We start from the raw sequence: 20,585 nt of genomic DNA, 5'->3' as shown, positions 1-20,585 counted from the left end.
ACTCTATCGGGCAACCCTGCTGCCGATCACTTTGCCGCCCGCGGCCAGTGCCGGGAGCAGAGCGACAACGACCGCGGAGACCGCGAAGACCCACGCATAGCCGGCAGTCGTGGCCACGAATCCCAACGCCAATGCACCGATTCCGGTGCCGGCGTCGTAGCCGATGTTCCAGATCGCGCTGGCGGATCCGAGTTGCCTCGGGCCGGCAGCCTGAAACGCCATGACCAAGGATTCGTTCTGCACCGCCCCGAACCCGAGCCCGAAAAGGACCGCCGCGCAGAACAAGACCGGCGTCGACCCACCGTCGACGTTGATCGCGAACAGCACCAATCCGATGGTCGACGACGCCAATGCCGGCGCGAGTGTCCGACCACTGCCGAGACGATCGGCGATCAGGCCCGCCGAGTACCGGCCGATCAACATCGATCCACTGGCGGTCGCCAACACCACACCTGCAACGGCCGCGCGCTCCGAGATTGCGATCGGCAGTAGAGACGACAGCCCGCCGAACGACGCGGACACACACGCCAGAGCGAGCACCGGGACCAAGACGACGAACACACTCAACCGGGCGGATTCGCCGGTGGGCTGGGCGAAGATCTTCGGCAACCCGGCAATGGCCACCAGCGCGAGTGCCGGGATCAGCGCACCGAGAACGAACACCGGTGTCGCCGACCACCGTTCCATGATCGCAAGCCCCAGCGGAAGCCCCGCCATTTGTGACGCTGCGATCGCGATTCCCTGAGCGCCGGTGGCACGGCCCAGAATTCGTTTGGGCGCCAACTCCGCCACGAGCGCGCTGCCGGCAACCGTCAGCATGCCGAAACCGATTCCTCGCACCGCGGAAACCGCCAGGACGGGGCCGGCGTCGGCCGAGATCAACAGCACCAACGACGGTGGACCGAGGAGCAGACATCCGACCGCCAGCACGCGCCGGTAGCCCTGCGTCCGCAACAACCGAGGCACGAGCAGTTGCGTCACGACCGTGGCCGCCATGAAGACACCGGTCACCGATCCGGCGAGCGCATCCGATCCGCCGGAATGCGCAACCAGCAACGGCACCACCGGCAAGAGCAACGACCAGCCACCGAAAGCTGCCGCCGCCATGATCAGGACACCGATCATGCCCGGAGTGCGAAGCAACCCCGGCGATGGAGCAGGATCTCGCGTCACAGACGCAGTCACTTTTCGCGTCACAGACGCAGTGCGCCCGCTACCGCCGCCAGAACCGCCAACGCCAGAAGGATTCCCGACGCAAGCTTGTTGACCTTGAACATCGAGTAGGCGCCGCCCACGGCAATACCCGCGCCGATGAACAGCAGGTAGGTGAAGAGGACGCTCACAGTGTGCCCTTCGTCGACGGCACGCCACTCACGCGCGGATCCGGCTCGACCGCCTCACGCAGAGCGCGCGCAACGGCCTTGTACTCGGCTTCGGTGATGTGATGCTGATCGCGGCCGTACAGAACCCGAACGTGCAGTGCGATACGTGCATTCAATGCGATCGACTCGAACACGTGGCGGTTGATCACCGCGTGATACGGAACGCCCGGGTACCCGCCGATGACGGAATGCACCATGTAGTCGGGCTCACCGGTGTGCACGCAGTAAGGGCGACCGGAGACATCGACCGACGCGTGCGCCAACGTTTCGTCCATCGGGATGAAAGCGTCGCCGAAACGACGGATGCCCTTCTTGTCGCCGAGAGCCTGGCCGAGCGCCTGGCCGAAAACGATCGCGGTGTCCTCGACGGTGTGGTGGGCGTCGATCTCGACGTCACCCTTCGCCTTGACGTCCAGATCGAAGCTGGCGTGCGTACCCAAGGCATTTAGCATGTGGTCGAAGAACGGAACGCCGGTGGAGACGTCGACGATGCCGGTCCCGTCCAGATTCAGTTCGACGACGATGCTTGATTCCCGAGTTGTTCGTTCGATCCGCGCGATGCGATCGCTCATGCCGTCTCTCCTGAATTCGTGTCGACCAGCTGGGTGCCTGCGATTTCGTCACTGGCCTTGATGAACGCGTCGTTCTCGGCTTCGAGTCCCACGGTGGCCCGCAGATATCCGGGGATGCCGATGTCGCGGATGAGAACCCCGCGGTCGAGGTATTCCTTCCACGCCTGTGCGCTGTCGGTGAACTGACCGAACAAGATGAAGTTCGCGTCACTGGGAATCACTCGGAAACCGGTGTCCGCCAGTGCCTTCGACACCCGATCACGCTCGGCGGACAAGGCGTGGACACTGCCGAGGGTCTCGTCGGCGTGACGCAGGGCGGCACGTGCCGCCGCTTGCGTGACCACCGAGAGGTGATAGGGCAAGCGCACCAACAACAGTGCGTCGATGAACGCGGGAGCGGCGGCGAGGTAGCCGAGTCGGCCACCGGCAAACGCGAAAGCCTTGCTCATGGTGCGGGTCACAACCAGCTTGGCCGGGAACTCGTCGATCAGCGTCATCGCGCTGGGGGCAGCGGAGAACTCCGCGTACGCCTCGTCGACGATCACGATGCCCGGCGCCACGTCGAGGATGCGTCGTAGTTCCGCAATACCGACGCTGTGTCCGGTCGGGTTGTTGGGACTGGTCACGAACACGACGTCCGGTCGACGTTCCTCGATCACTGTGACGGCAGCATCCACGTCGAGTGCGAAGTCGTCCCGACGGAAGACCTCGACCCACTCGGTATCGGTACCGTCGGCGATGATCGGGTGCATCGAGTACGAGGGCACAAAACCCATCGCGCTACGTCCCGGACCTGCGAAGGCCTGCAACAGCTGCTGCAGAATCTCGTTCGATCCGTTTGCCGCCCACAGATTGTCGACGGTGACCGGCACACCCGTCTGCTTCGACAGGTACGCCGCCAGATCCGTCCGCAACGCGACAGCGTCACGGTCGGGGTAGCGGTGCAGTTCCTTCGCGGCTTCGCGCACGGATTCGGCGACATCGTCGATGAGCGCCTGCGTCGGCGGATGCGGGTTCTCGTTCGTGTTGAGCTGAACCGGCACCGTCAACTGCGGTGCGCCGTATGCCGACTTTCCACGCAGGTTCTCGCGAATCGGAAGGGCGTCGACCGTAATCGATTCTCCAGGAGCACTACTCATCGCAGAGCCTCGAATCGCAGACGCACAGCCTCGCCGTGAGCGGGCAGGTCCTCCGCGTTGGCGAGCGTGATGACGTGTCCGGCAACGTCTTTCAGAGCCGACTCGGAGTAGTCGATCACGTGGATCCCACGCAAGAAGGTCTGCACGCTCAGACCGGAGGAGTGACGTGCACACCCGGCCGTCGGCAGAACGTGGTTGGAGCCGGCGCAGTAGTCGCCGAGGCTGACCGGCGCCCACGGGCCGACGAACACGGCACCAGCGCTGGTGACCTGAGCTGCGACACCGGTTGCGTCCTCGGTCTGAATCTCGAGGTGCTCGGCCGCATAAGCGTTGACGACGCGCAGACCAGCGGAAACATCAGAAACCAGCACCGTGCCCGACTGGCTGCCGGTCAGTGCCGTGGTGACGCGTTCGCGGTGCTTGGTGATCTCGAGCTGCGCAGCCAGAGCCTTGTCGACCGCGTCGGCCAATTCGACGCTGGTCGTGACAAGAACGCTGGCGGCCATCACGTCGTGCTCGGCCTGACTGATGAGGTCGGCAGCAACGTGGACCGGGTCAGCGGTGTGGTCGGCGAGGATCGCGATCTCGGTGGGACCGGCTTCTGCGTCGATGCCGACCAGTCCGCGGCACAGACGCTTGGCCGCAGTGACATAAATGTTGCCGGGACCGGTGATGAGGTCGACCGGGACAAGCTCGGTTCCATCGGTGTCGGTTCCGCCGTAGGTAAGGAGGGCGACGCCCTGCCCGCCGCCGACGGCCCACACCTCGTCGACGCCGAGCATGGCTGCGGCGGCAAGAATGGTCGGGTGCGGCAATCCGCCGAAGTCGGCTTGGGGCGGCGAGGCGACAACAAGCGACCCGACGCCGGCCGTCTGAGCCGGCACGACGTTCATGGCAACGCTCGACGGGTACACGGCATTGCCGCCGGGTACGTACAGCCCGACGCGCTCGACCGGCACCCAACGCTCGGTGACCGTGCCACCCGGAACGACCTCGGTGACGGTGTCCTTGCGACGCTGATCGGCGTGCACCTTGCGGGTGCGCTCGATCGCAACCTCGAGGGCTTCCTTGACTGCGGGGTCGAGTTCACGAAGTGCGCGCTCGAGCTCGGCTGCGGGTACACGAACCGAAGCCGGACGAACGCCGTCGAACTTCTCGCCGAACTCGAGGGCGGCTTCTGCCCCGCGATCACGAACAGCTTCGACCATCGGGCGAACCTGATGCAGCACCGCGTCCACATCCACTCCACCTCGGGGAAGCGCGGCGCGAAGTTCGGCCGTGGATGGGGTACGACCACGCAGGTCGGTGCGGGCAAGCATGAGAGTTCCTCTCGTACGCAAACGGGGTGCCTGTGCAAGCGGCAGCAAACCGGTCCGGCATTACAGGCCTGAACAACGCGCCTGAAATACAGAACTGATGTCAATTATCCAGGATAGGCGCACCCCATTTTTCACCGGTCCACCTGCGACGCTCACTGCAGGTCCGGCGCCCGCCGCCGGGCGAGTTCGATCAGCTCGTCCCTTCGGTCGGTCGCCACCGAGATTTCGCGTCCGTCGTGCAGACGAAAGCGGACCCCGGCGCCGGGTGACGCGAGAATTACCCGCATACCTGGGCCGGTCATTCGATAACCGATTCCGGAGCCCATCCCGATATGTACTGCAGTTGCAGACACAACTTCGTCCCACCGAAATACCTGACGCAGCCCCGGAGACAGCGCGATCGACACTCGTTCGACGTCTGTGGTGATGATCACGCGCACCTTCCACATGTACGCGGCCAACCCGAAGGACAGGACCGCGGACAACACGGCGCCGACGTAGCCCGCCGGGTCGTGTTCCACGATCGCCGCGAACCCGCAGACAATCACCAGGACAATTCCGAGGACGACGCACAATGCGGCCGTCGAACGCCGCAGAAGTGGGCTCAACGAAATGGACTCGTGAACTTCGTGCACAGCACCCCCGCCTCGATCGCCGACAACCCCCGCACCGCGGAACGGCACCGGGAACACGACCATCCCATTACTCGCGCTTTTATAACAAACACGTCACGCACAGCTAGGGTCCAAAGTCGTGACAGACAGTGACGTGGCCACGACCGCACCTCCGGCCTTGCCGACCCCTCAGCGATCCAGCGGACCGAACCGAGCACGGATCGTTGCGATTGTCGCATCGATCCTCGGCATAGTTTTGTGCGGATCAGTGCCGTTCCTGCCGATCGAGCAGGACACAGCCGTCGTCAACTGGCCGCACGCCGGGTCGACGAAAAGCGTCGAGGCGCCATTGGTCTCGTACACACCGCTGCGCATGGAGGCATCGATCCCGTGCGCGTCGATCAGCGAGTTGGCCGCCACCGGCGGAACACTCGTCTCGACGGCTCCCCCGGGTGCCGCCGATGCGCGCCGCTACGGATTTGTTGCCACTGTCTCCCCCGAATCCGCCGACGCTCCCGCTCGGGTCGACGTTGTCCTGCGCGATCAAGTGCTGCTCTCGACACCCGTTGCTGATCTGCAAACTGGATGCGCACTCACGCTCGCCGCCGAGCCGACCCGAACCACCTTCAGCGCCACCGGTTCCGAACCGCGCGTCATCGAGGGCGACAGCCGACCACAGGTAGTCGGCGTCTTCAGCGACCTCGATTCGGCATCAGCCGGTTTGAACGTCTCGATCGAGGCGGACTCTCGCTTCACGTCGAGCCCGTCGGTGATCAAGACTCTCGCCATGATTCTCGGGGCACTCACGGCTGTCGTGTCCCTCTTCGCGCTGCACCGCCTCGACAACCGCGACGGCCGGGGCACACGCAAATTTCTGCCCGCCCGATGGTGGAAGTTCACCGTCCTCGACGGCGTCGTCGTCGGAACTCTGGTGCTCTGGCACTTCATCGGCGCTACCACCACCGATGACGGCTACCAGTTCACGATGGCCAGGGCCTCCGAGCAATCGGGCTACATGTCCAACTATTTCCGGTGGTTCGCGGTCCCCGAGACCCCGTTCGGAACGCCGTACTACAACATCCTCGGACTCCTGGCGCACGTCAGCACTGCAAGCCCCTGGGTTCGTCTGCCTGCTCTGTTGGCAGGCATCATCACCTGGCTCGTCATCAGCCGCGAGGTCGCGCCTCGACTGGGAGCCGCAATTCGCGGAAACCGGCTCGCCCTGTGGACCGGCGCGCTTGTCTTCCTCGCGTTCTGGCTTCCGTTCAACAACGGACTGCGCCCCGAACCGATCGTTGCTCTCGGCGTCCTGCTGACGTGGTGCTCGATCGAACGCGCAGTCGCGACGAGACGACTTCTGCCGGTCGCAGTCGCGATTCTGATCGCCGGATTCACCTTGACCGCCGGGCCTTCCGGCCTCATCTGCTTCGCCGCACTGATCGCCGGAATCCGCCCGATCATGCGCATCATCATCGAACGTGCCCGCACCACCGGTTACGTCGCGGCTGTCGGACCATTGCTGGCTGCCGGACTGTCGATCCTCATCCCCGCGCTCGGCGATCAGAGCCTCGCCGCCGTCGTCGAGATGCAACGCGTCCACTCGATCTCACCGAACCAGCCCTGGTTCGACGAGTACCTCCGTTATCAATACCTCTTCAACATCTCCGTCGACGGTTCTCTGACTCGCAGATTCGGTGTGTTCGTCATGGTTCTGTGCCTTGGCGTCTGCACCGCGATGATGCTGCGCAAGGGCGGCCGGATTCCCGGTTTGGCCGCCGGTCCGTCACGCCGCGTCGTGGGGCTGACGATCGGCGCACTGCCACTGCTGATGTTCTCGCCGACCAAGTGGACGCACCACTTCGGAATCTTTGCCGGACTCACCGCCGTTCTGGCGATGATGACGGCGGTCGCCGTGGGTACAAAACTCCTGCGCTCGCCGCGCAATCGGGCCCTCTTCGCGGCAGCCGTACTGTTTCTCCTGGCCGTCGCATTCACCGGCAGCAACAGCTATTACTACGTGTCCAGCTACAGCGTTCCGTGGTTTGACAAGCCGGTGTCGATCAGCGGACTCGGCGCGAGCACCGTCCTCCTCGGGCTGACGGTGCTGATGCTCGGCGTCGCCGCGTGGTACTTCTTCCGTGAGCCGTACACCGCTGGGAAGGAACCGTCCGCGAAGCACGCTCGACTGCTTGCCATCTCGCCACTGACGATTGCCGCAGGTGCCATGGTCCTCTTCGAGGTGCTGTCCATGGCCAAGGGCGCGGTCACCCAGTACCCGGCCTATTCGGTGGGCCGTGCAAACGTCGACGCCGTTCTCGGCCAACACTGCGGACTCGCCAACGACGTTCTGCTCGAGACCGATCCGAACGCCTCGATGCTGACGCCCCTCTCGGGCAGCGTCGCCACAGCACTCTCCGCCGGTGGGGCTACAGGATTCGATCCGAATGGCGTCGCCTCCGACCTTCGAGCAGACAAGGAAGCCACGGCTACCGGCGGCGCGAACACCGTCGACACCTCCGAGGACACCGCCGGTAACTCGGCCGGAACCGGCGGAGGCGCCGGACAGACCGGGGTCAACGGCAGTTCGGTCGCGTTACCGTTCGGTCTCGACCCGGCGACAACACCCGTCATGGGTAGTTACGGTCAGCCCTCCCCCGGCACTCTGACCAGCGACTGGTACCAACTCCCCGACGTGGGCGAGAACGCCACACGCGGAGACATCATCTCGATTGCAACCGCTGGTCGTGTTCGGTCGGTCGACAAGGACGGAATCGTCACCTACGGCCAGAACGTCGAGGTCGAATACGGAACAGCGCGTGGCGTCGACGATGCCGAAACAGACGCTGTGGAAACACTCGGAAAGATCGCGCCCCTCGACATCGGTCCGGCACCGTCGTGGCGGAACCTGCGTGTGCCGCTGGACCAGATTCCCGTCGAAGCCAACAGCATTCGACTTGTCGTCAGCGACTACGACAGCAAGCCCGACCAATGGGTGGCCGTCACCCCGCCGCGGGTTCCGAAGACCCAGAAGCTCAACGACGTCGTCGGTTCACAGGCGCCCGTCATGCTGGATTGGGCTGTCGGACTGGCATTCCCGTGCCAACGCCCCTTCGATCATCGGGTCGGTATCGCCGAGGTCCCCGAGTATCGGATCCTTCCCGACCATTCCGGCGCGCTCGTGACCAGTGCCTGGCAGGACCACTACGGCGGTGGACCGTTGGGGTGGATCGATCTGCTCCTGACCGCTCAGACCATTCCGTCGTATCTCGACAACGACTGGGCTCGCGATTGGGGTTCGATCGAGAAGTACACACCGATCGATCCGAGTGCAGTGCCTGCCCAGGTCGACGAAGCGACCGTTCAGCGCTCCGGGACGTGGAATCCGGGATCGATGACCATGGTTTTCTGAGCGGAATTTCTGAGCGGATGGGTCACTGAGTGACACGGTCCAGTCGCGGGCGGATCGGACGAAACGCCTGCGACTGGACACTTGTATGACTTAGTCTCCCAGGCATGGGAGCCCTGTCACGGTCTGTTACGCCTGCACTCATGGCACTGACGTGCCTGCTCGGGGCGCTCGCCTTTCCCACTCGCGCCTCGGCGGAGGTACCGGATGACTTCCTCTGGGGCGTTGCCACCTCCGGATTCCAATCGGAAGGTTCGTCGCCGGACAGCAACTGGTCTCGATACTCCGATTCCGGACGAACCCACGACAAAATCGGTGATTCGGTCGACTTCCGGCATCGCTACGCCGAGGACATCGACCAGGCGGCCGATCTGGGATCGAAGGTTTTCCGATTCGGCGTCGAGTGGGCGCGAGTTCAGCCCGCCGCCGGGAGCTGGAACGAGGCCGAATTCGCGTACTACGACGACGTGGTAGCTCACATCCGCGCGCGGGGCATGACTCCGATGATCACGCTCGACCACTGGGTGTATCCGGGATGGGTTGTCGATCAAGGCGGCTGGACAAATCCGAAGACGGAAGCCGATTGGCTGGTCAACGCAGAGAAGGTAGTCGAGCGGTACTCCGGAATCGGAGCGCTGTGGATCACGATCAACGAGCCGACTGTGTATGTTCAGCGTGAATTGACCTACGGCGGAATCGCACTCACCCAGGCACCGTCGATGTTCGATTCATTGGTCCGAGTCCACCGGGCGATCTACGACCGCATCCATGTTCTCGATCCCGGTGCCCGCGCGAGCAGTAATTTCTCCTTCATTCCCGGCGTGTCCGAGGCGATCGATTCGGTATTCACGGATCGGGTGCGCGACAAGCTCGACTTTCTCGGGATCGACTACTACTACGGTGTGGCCCTGAACAATCCGACTGCCGCGTACGCCGCACTCGACGAGTTCTACAACGTCACACCACAACCCGAAGGCCTCTACGACGCATTGATGCGGTACTCGGGCAAGTATCCAGAACTCCCCCTCTACATCGTCGAGAACGGCATGCCCACCGACAATGGAGCGCCGCGCGCCGACGGTTACACACGCGCGAATCACTTACGCGATCACATCTATTGGATGGAACGCGCCCGAGAAGACGGTGCCGACGTGATCGGCTACAACTACTGGTCCATCACCGACAACTACGAATGGGGTTCGTACCGACCTCGATTCGGCCTCTACACGGTCGATGTTCTCGGCGATCCCACTGCGGCGCGAATCCCGACCGACGGCGTCGACGCCTACCGCCGGATCATTCACGAGAACGGCGTCGGGGCCGACTACGTGCCCGTCATGGCCCCGGCTTTCTGCTCGCTCGTCGATCCTCCCCGCAGCTGTACGGCTACTCGATGACGGCCGTTTTCCGAAATTCCTCCACACCTCGTCGTTAGGATGTCCCATGCGAACACTGCGAAATATCGCCGGAACTGCCGCTGCCACGGCTGCCCTGATCCTGGTTGCCGGAGGCGCTGCGACAGCAGCCCCCAACCCGGCCGATTCACCCCGCGAGGCGCAGGCACGCGCCTACATCGACGCCCTGGTCTCCCATGACGTTTCCGATGTTCATTTCGCCCCGGATGCGACGCGCGTCGAAGCCGGACTCAAGACGGGGTTCTCCGGACCACAGATGTCCGCCGACCTCGAAAACGGTATCCAATACCGCGTTATCCAGGGCGTACGAGACCTCGAGATGTCGGAAGCCGGGGACATCGTCTCGACCACCTATCTGCTCGACGCGGGAATCGGTGGCACTCGCCTCATGACCGTGGAGATTCGTGAAACCTTCGAAGTCCGTGACGGTCTCATCCACGACGTCGTCGCCCACATCATCCCGGTGTCTGTGTCCTGACGCGCGCCCGATAGCTACTGGGCGGTGCACCCGAAACTCGGGTGCACATCGCTGCGAAGGCAGCCGGCGTCGAGTATCCGAGTTCAGACGCAACGGCTGTCACACTGGCACCGGCAGAGAGTTTCGGCAGCGCGTGAAGAATGCAGGCACGCTGCATCCACGACGACGCGCTCATCCCCGTTTCCGAGATCAGCAAGCGGTGCAGTGTTCGTTCACTGATGTGGAGTTGCTCGGCCCACCGCGTGGGCGAGTCGTGGATCGACGGGCCGGCGAGATACCGCGTGCACAACGCCCGCAATCGCGGGTGCCGAGGCAGCGGGAGTTCCACAGGTAGGGGCGCAAGATCGCGAAGTTCGTGCAGGATCAGCTGAAATACCGCGGCGCCGCGTCCGTGTGCGGGGAAGTCGTCCTCCACGTTCAGCTCGACATCCATGTCGACTGCAGCGACGAGCAGCTCACGCAGGAGCGACGACACCGCGACGACTCGGCACCTGACCGGGAACCACGGCGCTGCGGACGGTTCGATGTAGAGGCTTCGCGTGCTGACACCGTCCATCGTCACTGCATGAGCGACACCGGCGGGAATCATGACCGCATTGGACGGCAGAACCGTCCACTCACCGTCATCGGTTTCGACGTTCATCGCACCGTTCACAGCGAAGAGAAACTGGGCTCGTCGATGTTTGTGGGCGGCCAGCACGTGACCTGGTGGGTAGTCGGTTCCGATTGCGAGAACACCGCGAGGTGAGTGATCGACGTCGTTGATCGAGATGTTGCGCACCGGAGGAACCTACCGAGTCCGTGTCTGATTGACAATGGAACGTGGCGAACCTTCGAATGTGCGCCAGCGGAGAAATCGCTACCGTTCATCAAGTGCTTCACTACGCCCTCATCCTTCTCGCTTTCGGCGCCTTGACCGGAGTCACTACCGTTCTGTTCGGATTCGGTGGCGGGTTTGTCACCGTCCCAGTCGTTTACGCTGCATCCACACTTCGGGCGGACGTCATCGATCCGATGCATGTCGCCGTCGCATCCTCGGCGGCAGTGATGGTGGTCAATTCACTCAGTGCCACAATCGCATTCAGGAAGTCAGGACGGCTTCGGGCGGAGTACATCAGACCACTGATCGGCCCCGTCGCAGCCGGAGCAGGCCTCGGAGCGGTTGCGGCAGGTCACGTCGACGACGGCGCCGTTCGGATTCTGTTCGTCCTCTACCTCGTGGTCACAATCCTCGACAGCCTTCTGCGACAAGGGTTTCTGACACCACCTGAACCTCGAGAACATCTTGACCGTCACGGCGTCCGCGCTATCGGGATAGGCATCGGCGCCGTCGCAAGTTTCCTCGGAGTCGGCGGGAGCGTCATGACGGTTCCGATGATGCGTCGCGGCGGAGTTCCGATGGCCGACGCCGCCGCGAGCGCCAACCCGTTGAGCTTGCCTGTCGCCGTCGTCGCGACTGCGGTGTACGCGGCCTCATCAGGGCACAGCACCGCCTCGGATCTGTCAGCGGGCAGGGTCGGCGCAATCGACCTTCTCGCCGTTTGCGCGTTACTGGCCGGCTCTCTACCTGCGATTGCACTGAGCCGGCGAATTGTCGGCGCCATCCCGGACCGGATCCATGCCGCCGCCTACATCGCTCTACTCGCAGTAGTCACGGCGGTGATGATCGCGGCTTAGCGGACGGCATACCGCAGATAGATGACGCCGCCGTCGAAGGTTTTCTCTTCGAGCAGCTGCAGGTCCAGTCGCCCGCGCGGAAGGGCAGGCAATCCGCCTCCTACGCTGACCGGGCAGACGAACAGTCGGCATTCGTCGACCAGCCCCGCCGCGAATGCACTTGCAGCGATCGTCGGCCCGCCGATCGAGATATCTTGTACCGCTTCGCTCTCGAGCGCACGAACGGCGTCGGCGTCGAAGTCCCGGGAAATCGTTGTGCGCGCCGTCGATACCTCGTTCAGCGTCGTGGAGTACACAATTTTTTCGATGCCACCCCAGATCTGAGCGAACTCGACTGTCGCCGCCTCGATTCCGGCAAACTCGTCCGGCACCGAAGAACCTACCGATGCGGAAGTACCTTGAAGGTCCTCGTGTGCCGTTGTCTCCCAGGGAATCATTGTCTCCCAGGGAATCATCGTCTCGTACATCCGGCGCCCGAGCAGGTACGTGCCGACTCCCCTCTCGAGCTCGTTGACGAACGAATGGACCTGCGCGTCGGGAACCGCCCAGTCGAAGTTCCCCTGCTCATCAGCCACATACCCGTCGATCGAGCAGATCGCCGAGTAGATCAGGCTCACCATCGGTCCACGTGCAGCACGTTGTCGACCGGTTCACGGGCGGCGGGTTTGAACGTCTCGCCGGTGAAGTACGCCGTCGGGATAAGCGCCGCCTGATGGAATCCGGCCGGAATACCCAGCAGCTCGGCAACTTCCGCTTCACGCTGCAGGTGCAATGTCGTCCACGCCGTACCGAGTCCACGTGCCCGTGCGGCCAGAGCGTAACTCCACGCGGCCGGGAGTAGAGAACCCCACAGACCGGCCTGGTTCCCCTCCGGCAACGTCTTACCCGCCTTGATGCACGGAATGAGAAGAACCGGCACCTCGCCCATGTGCTCACCGAGCCACGCGACGCTGGTGCCTACTCGCTGTTGGATCGGCGCGCGATCGGGATCATCGGCGAAGAGTTTTGCCGCCGAACCGTGAGAAGCAAGGTACTCGTCGGTGACTTCCTTGTAGATCTGCCCGACTGCTGCACGCAGTGCCGGATCGGTCACCACCATCCACTGCCACCCCTGGCGATTCGAACCGGAGGGCGCCTGCAGGGCGATCTGGAGGCATTCCTTCACCAGGTCCAACGGCACGGGACGGGTCAGATCCAGACGCTTTCGAACGGTCCGCGTTGTGGTCAGTAATTCGTCGGGTGTCAGGTCGAGTACGGGATACGACGTCATCTCCCGATCATTGCACTGTCGCGAGCAGTGAGCAGGACAGTCCGTCTACACTTTTCTGATCCCGTGCGTGCTGGTTGTCGGGAGTATTTCCCGATCAAAGGACTTTCGACATGAGTTGGCACGTCTGGTTGGCGTTCTTCGGAGCAAGTTGGGTGATCAGCCTGTCACCGGGGGCCGGCGCCATTGCGTCGATGTCGTCAGGGCTTGCCTACGGCTTGCGGCGCGGATACTGGAACATCTTCGGGCTGCAGTTGGGATTGCTGCTGCAGATCGGAATTGTCGCGGCCGGGGTCGGTGCAATTCTCGCCAGTTCGACCGTGGCCTTTTCCTTGATCAAGTGGTTCGGTGTGGCATACCTCGTCTACCTGGGAATCAGGCAGTGGCGATCGGCGCCCACCGAGGTGGAGACCGACGAGGCAACCGCGAGCAGTTCCGGCCCGATGATGATGCTTCGCGGTTTTCTCGTGAACGCGAGCAACCCGAAGGCTGTCGTTTTCATGCTCGCAGTGCTCCCACAATTCCTGGACCCGTCGGCACCGCTGCTTCCGCAGTATCTGATCATCGCCGCCACGATGTGCGCAGTCGACGTGATCGTGATGACCGGATACACCGGGCTGGCCGCACGGGTGCTCACCTTGATGCGATCCCCCAAACAGCAGAGAACCACCAATCGAGTGTTCGCCGGCCTGTTCTTCGGAGCCGCCGGCTTCCTCTCGAGCATCGGACGTGCAGCGGCTTGATCGGTCACAGGCCTGCAATCAAGTTTACGACGGACGCCACGATCACCGAACCGAACAGGTACGAGAGCAATGCGTGGCCGAGCGCCATCGCGCGCATGTCCGACGACTTCAAGTTGGTGTCGGAAATCGCGAAGCTCATCCCGACTGTGTAGGCCACGTAGGCGAAATCGCTGTACCGCGGCGGTTCTTCCTGATTGAAATCGATTCCGCCGTCGGGGCCCGAGTAGTACAGCCGCGCATAGCCGAGGGCGAAGAGCGTGTGGACCGCCAGCCACGAGATCACGACACTACCGACTGCAACCGATGCCGCCACGACTTGGTAGTGATGTCCGTCGGGTGCCGCCAAGAGCAGGAACGCGATACCGACCAGGCTCGCGACGGCAGCGCCGAGAATCAGCAGGTGTGCGACGTTGCGAGCCGGTTCTTCCCGCGTTGCGTGGCTCGCGGTGAGCGTCGCATCGAAGGGCCAGACCAGAATCCACGTCCACACCGTGAACACCATCGCCGCGACATCCCAGCCGATCAGGAAAGCGAACCGGGGGTAGCCGACCAACGCCGTGACGACGCCTGCAGCGACACCGAGCACCAGACCTGTCGACACTCTCAGCGCTGGCCCGGCACCCAGCTCACTCCGCGGAACCGGGTTGATCGGAAGGTCATGCGATCGATCGTTCACGGGCTCAGTCAACCACCGTTCGCAATGAGACGGTGGTTACGCCGCAAGGTAATCGAGAAGCAGGCGTGTCAGGCGTTGCAGGTGTCGACCAAAGGCTTGCCGTTGAATCTGTCCAGCACGTACTGCAATCCGACACCGAAGTCCGCTACGGCCGGCGCGAGGTGATTGTTACCGCTCCCCGGATTCACTGCAGGCAGGGTGTCGGTGAACAACGTCGCCTCGGCCCCGCGCGCGCACCAGTCCTGAACCAGGCGCCGGGTTTGCTCGTACGGGATGAAATCGTCGTTGAGCGCTCCGTTGACCAGAATCGGCGAGGCCGGGGTTCGCCGCCCGATGCGTTGTTCCTCGATCACCTGCTGGATCTCCGGTACCGATTCCACCACGTCGGCAAGTGGCCGGCCGTCCGTGGTCCACGACGCCGTCGACTGCTTCCCGTACTTGGTTCGGGAATCGATGAGGCATTGCCCGGCGACGTCGGCGAGCACGGACCGGCCGTAGTCGTTGAGTCGAGATTCGATCGGCTCTCGGGCAGCGGGATATCGGTCGAGGACGCCGTTGATCGTGTAGCCGATCGCGGCCATCAGGCCGGTACCGTCGATATGACGCAGAACGCTTGCCAGGTCTGCCGGGGGCGCGCTCGCGTAACTCCCGACCAGATTCAACTCAGGCGCGTATTCGGGTGCCAGTTCGGTTGCAGCGGCAGTGGCGCCGCCGCCCTGCGAATGGCCCCACAGCGCTATCGGATCGTCCTCTCCTGCCTTCGCCAAGGCTCGGGCAGCGCGTGCACCGTCCAACATCGCATGGGCTTCCTCGGCGCGATTGACGTAGGTATGGATGCCGGGTGTTCCGAGTCCGATGTAGTCGGTGACAAACACGCGAACGCCCTGGGCTAGGAATGCGAAAGCAAATGCGGACTCGTAGTTGACACCGACACTGTCCACACCGGCACCGTAGTTCGACGGATTCCCGGGTTCCGCCAGGCGGAGTTGACCGGCAGTGGGGAACATCCTCGACGGCGCGCACTGATCACCTTGGCCCTGAGTGCCCGGACCGATCACGACCGTCGGGCGCGGGCCCGCGCCTGACCACGGGGCGGCCGGCTCCAGGTACGAGCCCGACACAGCAACATTGGATCCGTGGGTGTCGGTACTCGAATACAGGATCCGGGTCCCCACACCAGGCACTCCGCCAACGGCACCGGCCAGCGGCAGCGGTTCCGTCCGAATCACCGAACCCGGATCACCGACGTCGCCCGGAATCGCGTCGTAGAAATCGTTCACAGGTTCGGCGTTCGATACCGGTGTGAACAGTAGCGAGGTCGACAACAGCGCCGATACCGCAACGGCCGAAACCTTCAGTGCCGCGAGGACAACCTTCCGGGTGCTCATGGAAATCCAACGTATAGGCCTCAGTCGACGCGCGGACCGGTTTCGATCTGCGGGACTTCAATCGATCGATACCAACTGCTACGCGAGCGGGCCATGCCACTGGCCCCCCGATCCCCTGGTTTCACGGCCAGGACCTGATGAATCGTAAGCCTGTGCGGCTCCTCGAAACCCAGGGCACTGGCAGCGAGATACAGCAACCAGGTACGCACGCGGGGAGCACCGACCTGTAGGACCGATGCGTCCCAGTTCTCGCGAAGGTTCTGTACCCACGCGCGCAGTGTCAAGGCGTAATGCTCGCGCAACGCCTCGCTGTCACGCGTCTCGAAGCCTGAAAGTTCGAGCGCATCAATGGTTTTGCTCAGCGGAAGGATCTCACCGTCCGGGAAGATGTACCTGTCGATGAAACTGCGTCCGTCATCGACGTTGTCCGACAAAGACTTCACCGCCGCGATGGCGTGATTGAGCAGACGACCCTGCGGCACGAGCAGGTCGTAGAGTTTTGCCGTGTACACCGGCAAATTGGCCAGGCCCACATGCTCGGACATGCCGATGCTCGAAATCGCGTCGTACGGGCCGTCGTCGACGTCGCGATAGTCCTGCACCCGAATCTCGATACGATCGGCCAAACCCGCGTCGGCAACTCGTCCCTTGGCGTACTCGACCTGCTCGTTGCTCAGTGACACTCCGACGACGTCGACGCCGTAGTTCTGGGCAGCGTGTAGTGCCATCGATCCCCAGCCACAACCGACGTCGAGCAGTCGCATTCCCGGCTTCAGATCGAGCTTGCGGCAAATCAGATCCAGCTTCGCGTACTGAGCAGCTTCGAGGGATTCGACCCCTTCCGGCCAGTACCCGCACGAATAGACCATGCTCGGCCCGAGAAACATTTCGTAGAAGCGGTTCCCGACGTCGTAGTGATGGGAGACCGTGGCCGAATCGCGTGATTTACTGTGCCGCTTGCCTCGCTTACGACGCATCTCGATCGACGGAGGCGATGGCGGTGGACCCACCGCCCCCAAGCCGGCGAAAGTACCGGCGGCGCGCACCAGCGAGCGCAACGGCAACGCCGACAAACGATTCTCACCGAGCCGCGTGACCAGATCCGGGACATCGAGGAGCGCAAAGATATCGCCGTCTACGTCCAGATCGCCGGACACGTATGCCCTCGCCAGCCCCAATTCGTTGGGAGAGTACAGGACTCGACGTAGGGCACGCCGATTCCGGAAATGTACCCGCGCAGCGGCGTCCGGCGGACCTGCCTCCGAACCGTCCCAACATCGCACGCGAACCGGAAGCGGAACCCCGATCACTTCCTCGAAAACCGTCAAAATTTTGGTCGCGGCACCAGTCACAGATCAACCCCTCCGACAAAGATGGTTAGCCGATGACAGAAAACTTACGCCCGATTCGCGAATCTTTCGCGCCATTTGTCCGAGTTTTGGGCAGTGCTCATCGCGGTTTCGGCATACCTCGCTGAAATCAGGGCTCCACCAGTCCGGCGAGAAACTCCACCAACAACCGCTTGGTTACCTCGCGTGGCAGCGATTCCACTGCCGCGAGGACGGCCGCCATGTCCAAGGGCGAATCAGCAGAACCCCGAGGATCCAGCCCCGCCGACCTCAAAGCTGCCGCGACAGCGTCACTTGGCAACGCGAGAACATCGGCGACGGTGACATCGCCACGTTCGAATGCTCCGGCCAATTCTGCCAGGGCCGGCGGCGCCTCGGCTGCCGCCGAGCCGCGAACGTCGTCGGCACCGAGGACGAGCGCATTGGTCAACTCGCCGAGCACCGACTCGGTCACCGGGGTGACGGTGAGGTGGGTTGTTCGAGGCAATACAGTTCCGTCAGGTTGCGTCGACGCCGGCTGCCCTTGAAGGACGAAGCCGCGGGCACCGACAGCGCTTACCCAGCGATGCGGATCGACTCGACGTTCGAGGGGCACCGAACCATCGGTGGCGACCGCGAACAGCGGCCCCACCGGCGAGCCCACGACGCGAAGCCCGTCGATGCTCTGGACCGTCTCGATCAGCGCACGGTTGGCCCGCTGCGCCCGGGACACCAGTTCGGCGTACCCGGATTGCCCGAGAACTTGCGAAATCGCCCACGCTCCGGCCAGTGCAGCAACGGATTTGGAACCGAGAAGAGTGGGATTGACCACCGGATACCCCGGCCAATCCGTGAGCCCGAAATACTGCTTGCGATGCAGGTCACGCCCGCGGTGCAGCAAGACCGAGACGCCCTTGGGTGAGTATCCGTACTTGTGGAAGTCGACCGACATGCTGGTGACACCGGGCACCTGGAAATCCCAGGGCGGCAGATCACCCCACCACGGCAACGCAAGCCCACCGATGCAGGCGTCGACATGTAATGGAATCGAATGTGCACGAGCAACTTCCGCGACGTCGGCGATCGGGTCGAGCGCCGCGAACGGGTAATTGGGCGCCGAGACGACGATCAGAACCGTGTCCTTCCGAACTGCCGTCGCAATATCGTGTGCGCCCACGCGCCCCGACGTGGGATCTACGGGTACCAGGACGAGCTCCAGTCCGAGTAGGTGCGCTGCCTTGTGGAAAGCGGCGTGCGCGGTGGTCGGAAGAACCAGCGAACCCTCACCCGGCGGGAGCCCGCGGAAGTCGCGAGCTGCCTTGACGGCCAACACACAACTCTCCGTTCCGCCGCTGGTGACATTTCCGACGACTACGCCTCCGGTGTCTGTGTCTGTATCGGTATCTGCGGCTGGGTCTGAAGCTCCATGGAGGAACTCGCGAGCGAACGCAACCAACTCACGCTCCATCACCGCCGTGGACGGGAACACCGTCGGGTCGAGACCGTTGACCGGCTGAACCAATCGAGCTGCGTCCGCTGCCAACTCGTCGAGGGCTGCGAGACCGCTGTCGTACACGTACGACAGAACCCGGCCTCCGTGCGTCGGGGCGTCCTGCTCACGAAGCGAACGCAGCCGAGTCAAGATGTCGGCCGCCCTCTTCTCGAGGTTCGTGCTCTCGACGATCTTGCCCTGAAGTTCCTCGGCCTGAGTGGAACTCATCGTTCACCTACGTTCTCGTGAGTGGATTCTTGTTCGGTGCGGTAGTTCCGCAGTACGACCAGGCTGATCGCAACCAGGATCGCCGGGACGACCGAGAAGCCAAGGGCTATTCCGGTCAGCGCTGATTCCGGTTGCACGACAGTTTCGCCCGCAGTTTTCGAAACGAAGCCGGTCACCGCGAGTACACCCAAGAACACCGCAGGCCCCAGGGCAAGGCCTGCGGTTTCCGAGGCTGTCCAGATACCACTGAGCGAACCACCACGTTGGCGTCCACCGATTCGCGCGTCGTCCTCGATGACGTCAGGAAGCATCGCCAACGGGAAAACCTGCATGCCGGCATATCCGACGCCGGCAAGGGCGACGGCACCGTAGATCCACGAACCGGCGTTGACAGCCGCAAGGGTCAACAACGCCGTCGCGACGACAAACAGAACCGAGGACACGACGTAACCGCGAAGCTTTCCGTACCGATGCGAGAACCGGTACCACAGCGGCATGACGACGAGAGCTGGTCCGACGAGTGCAACGAACAGACCGGTGAGCGCGCCTTCGCTGCCCATCACATAGGTCGCCAGATATTGCGCACCCGCCAACATCACAGCGGTGGCAAGTGCTTGGAGCACAAAGACGATGACCAGCAATCGGAACGCGCGGGTACGTCGTATCGCGTCGAACCCGTCCCGGTACTGCGAGAGCAACGAGCCGACCGGCGCGTCCGCGTGAGTCACCGTGTGGCGCGCCGCTCCGCGAACTGCCCAGATCATTGCCCCACACATCAGCGCCGACACCCCGATGGCCATGACCAGATAACCGCGTGCTCCGCCCCCGGCAGCGTCGCGAAGTTCCGGTCCACCAGCGCCGATGACCAGAATTGTCAGGGCCAACACCGCAATTCGAACCGATACCAAACGAGTGCGTTCGTGGTAATCGCCGGTCAACTCGGTCGGCAACGCGATGTACGGAACCTGAAAGAGGCTGTACGCACTCGCCGCGAGCAGGAAGAAGACGAGCACCCACAACGCCCCGACTCCGGGGCCCGCAGACACGGGGGCTGAGAACGTGAGAATGAAGAGCAACGGCAGTCCCAGAGCGCCTGCGAGCATGAGTGGCACTCGCGTACCAGTTCGATGAGAGCTTCGATCGCTGATCGACCCGATCAGCGGATCGATCAGAACGTCGGCGATTTTCGGGACAATGACCACAAGCGACGCGAGCGCCGCGGCCACGCCGAGCGTATCGGTCAGGTAGTACGCCAGTACCAGACCTGGAAGCACGCCGAATCCACCCGTGCCGACACTTCCCGCTGCGTATCCGGCCACCACGCCGCGCGAAAGCCTGTCAGGCGATCTACCTTCACGAAGACGTACCGGTTTGTCTGTAGTCACCGTCCACACACTAATGTCACGACTCCGTACCGCGAGGGCAAAAGAATCTCGATGACCAGAAGTCGCTCACTCGGAC

The 20,585-nt window shown here is 63.3% G+C and carries 19 protein-coding genes; 5 read left to right on the top strand and 14 right to left on the bottom strand.

Going from position 1 to position 20,585, the window contains the following annotated elements; all coding sequences use genetic code 11:
• Nucleotides 1–3 precede the first annotated feature (3 nt).
• The 6 genes from EEB12_RS27495 to EEB12_RS27475 form a co-directional block, all read right to left on the bottom strand.
• Nucleotides 4–1,125, bottom strand: a complete 1,122-nt coding sequence (locus EEB12_RS27495) for an MFS transporter (RefSeq protein WP_024487482.1) — start codon at nt 1,123–1,125, stop codon at nt 4–6.
• Between the two features lie 68 nt (nt 1,126–1,193).
• Nucleotides 1,194–1,343, bottom strand: coding sequence for a hypothetical protein (locus tag EEB12_RS30600; protein WP_007732248.1), 150 nt, complete (start codon nt 1,341–1,343; stop codon nt 1,194–1,196).
• Entirely contained in the window at nt 1,340–1,954 is a 615-nt protein-coding gene (hisB, locus tag EEB12_RS27490) for an imidazoleglycerol-phosphate dehydratase HisB (RefSeq protein WP_003942383.1), read from the bottom strand. Before hisB ends, EEB12_RS30600 begins: the two co-directional genes overlap by 4 nt.
• The gene (locus EEB12_RS27485; RefSeq protein WP_019748776.1) at nt 1,951–3,093 is read right to left on the bottom strand and encodes a histidinol-phosphate transaminase; all 1,143 of its coding nucleotides are present in this window, start codon (nt 3,091–3,093) and stop codon (nt 1,951–1,953) included. The genes hisB and EEB12_RS27485 overlap by 4 nt, the downstream gene beginning before the upstream one ends.
• Complete coding sequence (gene hisD, locus EEB12_RS27480) at nt 3,090–4,412, bottom strand: histidinol dehydrogenase (RefSeq protein ID WP_141488865.1); 1,323 nt, start codon at nt 4,410–4,412, stop codon at nt 3,090–3,092. Before hisD ends, EEB12_RS27485 begins: the two co-directional genes overlap by 4 nt.
• Nucleotides 4,413–4,564: 152 nt before the next feature.
• Nucleotides 4,565–5,110, bottom strand: a complete 546-nt coding sequence (locus EEB12_RS27475; RefSeq protein ID WP_019748778.1) for a hypothetical protein — start codon at nt 5,108–5,110, stop codon at nt 4,565–4,567.
• 55 nt (nt 5,111–5,165) lie between these two features.
• On the opposite strand from EEB12_RS27475, the gene EEB12_RS27470 reads away from it, so the two are divergent.
• From EEB12_RS27470 to EEB12_RS27460, 3 genes are all read left to right on the top strand, one after another.
• Nucleotides 5,166–8,435: an arabinosyltransferase domain-containing protein gene (locus EEB12_RS27470; RefSeq protein WP_410055717.1), complete on the top strand. Its 3,270-nt coding sequence runs from the start codon at nt 5,166–5,168 to the stop codon at nt 8,433–8,435.
• Nucleotides 8,436–8,575: 140 nt separating this feature from the next.
• Nucleotides 8,576–9,829 (top strand): glycoside hydrolase family 1 protein, encoded by a 1,254-nt coding sequence (locus tag EEB12_RS27465; RefSeq protein WP_141488915.1) that lies wholly within the window; start codon nt 8,576–8,578, stop codon nt 9,827–9,829.
• Between the two features lie 46 nt (nt 9,830–9,875).
• Nucleotides 9,876–10,325, top strand: a complete 450-nt coding sequence (locus EEB12_RS27460; protein WP_020969792.1) for a hypothetical protein — start codon at nt 9,876–9,878, stop codon at nt 10,323–10,325.
• Here EEB12_RS27460 and EEB12_RS27455 read toward each other — a convergent pair.
• Entirely contained in the window at nt 10,303–11,106 is an 804-nt protein-coding gene (locus EEB12_RS27455; RefSeq protein WP_020969793.1) for an AraC family transcriptional regulator, read from the bottom strand. The genes EEB12_RS27460 and EEB12_RS27455 overlap by 23 nt on opposite strands.
• Nucleotides 11,107–11,198: 92 nt before the next feature.
• On the opposite strand from EEB12_RS27455, the gene EEB12_RS27450 reads away from it, so the two are divergent.
• Nucleotides 11,199–12,002 carry a sulfite exporter TauE/SafE family protein gene (locus tag EEB12_RS27450; RefSeq protein WP_258537550.1) on the top strand — a complete coding sequence of 268 codons (804 nt, stop codon included), beginning with the start codon at nt 11,199–11,201 and terminating at the stop codon, nt 12,000–12,002.
• On the opposite strand, the gene EEB12_RS27445 is transcribed toward EEB12_RS27450, so the two are convergent.
• Nucleotides 11,999–12,622: a dihydrofolate reductase family protein gene (locus EEB12_RS27445; protein WP_141488864.1), complete on the bottom strand. Its 624-nt coding sequence runs from the start codon at nt 12,620–12,622 to the stop codon at nt 11,999–12,001. The genes EEB12_RS27450 and EEB12_RS27445 overlap by 4 nt on opposite strands.
• Nucleotides 12,616–13,272, bottom strand: coding sequence for a nitroreductase family protein (locus EEB12_RS27440; RefSeq protein WP_003942413.1), 657 nt, complete (start codon nt 13,270–13,272; stop codon nt 12,616–12,618). The genes EEB12_RS27445 and EEB12_RS27440 overlap by 7 nt, the downstream gene beginning before the upstream one ends.
• 110 nt (nt 13,273–13,382) lie before the next feature.
• Between EEB12_RS27440 and EEB12_RS27435 the strand changes: the two genes are divergently transcribed.
• The gene (locus tag EEB12_RS27435; RefSeq protein ID WP_020908008.1) at nt 13,383–14,012 is read left to right on the top strand and encodes a LysE family transporter; all 630 of its coding nucleotides are present in this window, start codon (nt 13,383–13,385) and stop codon (nt 14,010–14,012) included.
• Nucleotides 14,013–14,016: 4 nt separating this feature from the next.
• Here the strand turns inward: EEB12_RS27435 and EEB12_RS27430 are convergent, their stop codons facing one another.
• The 5 genes from EEB12_RS27430 to EEB12_RS27410 form a co-directional block, all read right to left on the bottom strand.
• Nucleotides 14,017–14,688 (bottom strand): DUF1345 domain-containing protein, encoded by a 672-nt coding sequence (locus tag EEB12_RS27430; RefSeq protein ID WP_020908009.1) that lies wholly within the window; start codon nt 14,686–14,688, stop codon nt 14,017–14,019.
• 68 nt (nt 14,689–14,756) lie between these two features.
• The gene (locus tag EEB12_RS27425) at nt 14,757–16,076 is read right to left on the bottom strand and encodes a lipase family protein (RefSeq protein ID WP_084326985.1); all 1,320 of its coding nucleotides are present in this window, start codon (nt 16,074–16,076) and stop codon (nt 14,757–14,759) included.
• 20 nt (nt 16,077–16,096) lie between these two features.
• The gene (locus tag EEB12_RS27420) at nt 16,097–17,428 is read right to left on the bottom strand and encodes a class I SAM-dependent methyltransferase (RefSeq protein ID WP_019748788.1); all 1,332 of its coding nucleotides are present in this window, start codon (nt 17,426–17,428) and stop codon (nt 16,097–16,099) included.
• Nucleotides 17,429–17,555: 127 nt separating this feature from the next.
• On the bottom strand, nt 17,556–19,124 hold the full coding sequence (locus EEB12_RS27415; RefSeq protein ID WP_179154750.1) for a pyridoxal phosphate-dependent decarboxylase family protein: 1,569 nt from the start codon (nt 19,122–19,124) through the stop codon (nt 17,556–17,558).
• Nucleotides 19,121–20,518 (bottom strand): MFS transporter, encoded by a 1,398-nt coding sequence (locus EEB12_RS27410; RefSeq protein ID WP_020969800.1) that lies wholly within the window; start codon nt 20,516–20,518, stop codon nt 19,121–19,123. Before EEB12_RS27410 ends, EEB12_RS27415 begins: the two co-directional genes overlap by 4 nt.
• Nucleotides 20,519–20,585 lie beyond the last annotated feature (67 nt).

Source organism: Rhodococcus sp. WS1, from assembly GCF_003797745.1.
GTDB lineage: Bacteria > Actinomycetota > Actinomycetes > Mycobacteriales > Mycobacteriaceae > Rhodococcus_F > Rhodococcus_F erythropolis.
The sequence above is the reverse complement of the archived record's forward strand: the minus strand, read 5'-3'. Positions and strand labels throughout refer to the sequence as shown.

Bases quoted from the DNA above. Each gene is read 5' to 3' on its own strand.
- EEB12_RS27495 (WP_024487482.1), bottom strand. From the start codon at position 1,125: ATGATCGGTGTCCTGATCATGGCGGCGGCAGCTTTCGGTGGCTGGTCG.
- hisB (WP_003942383.1), bottom strand. From the start codon at position 1,954: ATGAGCGATCGCATCGCGCGGATCGAACGAACAACTCGGGAATCAAGC.
- EEB12_RS27485 (WP_019748776.1), bottom strand. From the start codon at position 3,093: ATGAGTAGTGCTCCTGGAGAATCGATTACGGTCGACGCCCTTCCGATT.
- hisD (WP_141488865.1), bottom strand. From the start codon at position 4,412: ATGCTTGCCCGCACCGACCTGCGTGGTCGTACCCCATCCACGGCCGAA.
- EEB12_RS27475 (WP_019748778.1), bottom strand. From the start codon at position 5,110: ATGGTCGTGTTCCCGGTGCCGTTCCGCGGTGCGGGGGTTGTCGGCGAT.
- EEB12_RS27465 (WP_141488915.1), top strand. From the start codon at position 8,576: ATGGCACTGACGTGCCTGCTCGGGGCGCTCGCCTTTCCCACTCGCGCC.
- EEB12_RS27460 (WP_020969792.1), top strand. From the start codon at position 9,876: ATGCGAACACTGCGAAATATCGCCGGAACTGCCGCTGCCACGGCTGCC.
- EEB12_RS27445 (WP_141488864.1), bottom strand. From the start codon at position 12,622: ATGGTGAGCCTGATCTACTCGGCGATCTGCTCGATCGACGGGTATGTG.
- EEB12_RS27440 (WP_003942413.1), bottom strand. From the start codon at position 13,272: ATGACGTCGTATCCCGTACTCGACCTGACACCCGACGAATTACTGACC.
- EEB12_RS27435 (WP_020908008.1), top strand. From the start codon at position 13,383: ATGAGTTGGCACGTCTGGTTGGCGTTCTTCGGAGCAAGTTGGGTGATC.
- EEB12_RS27425 (WP_084326985.1), bottom strand. From the start codon at position 16,076: ATGAGCACCCGGAAGGTTGTCCTCGCGGCACTGAAGGTTTCGGCCGTT.
- EEB12_RS27415 (WP_179154750.1), bottom strand. From the start codon at position 19,124: ATGAGTTCCACTCAGGCCGAGGAACTTCAGGGCAAGATCGTCGAGAGC.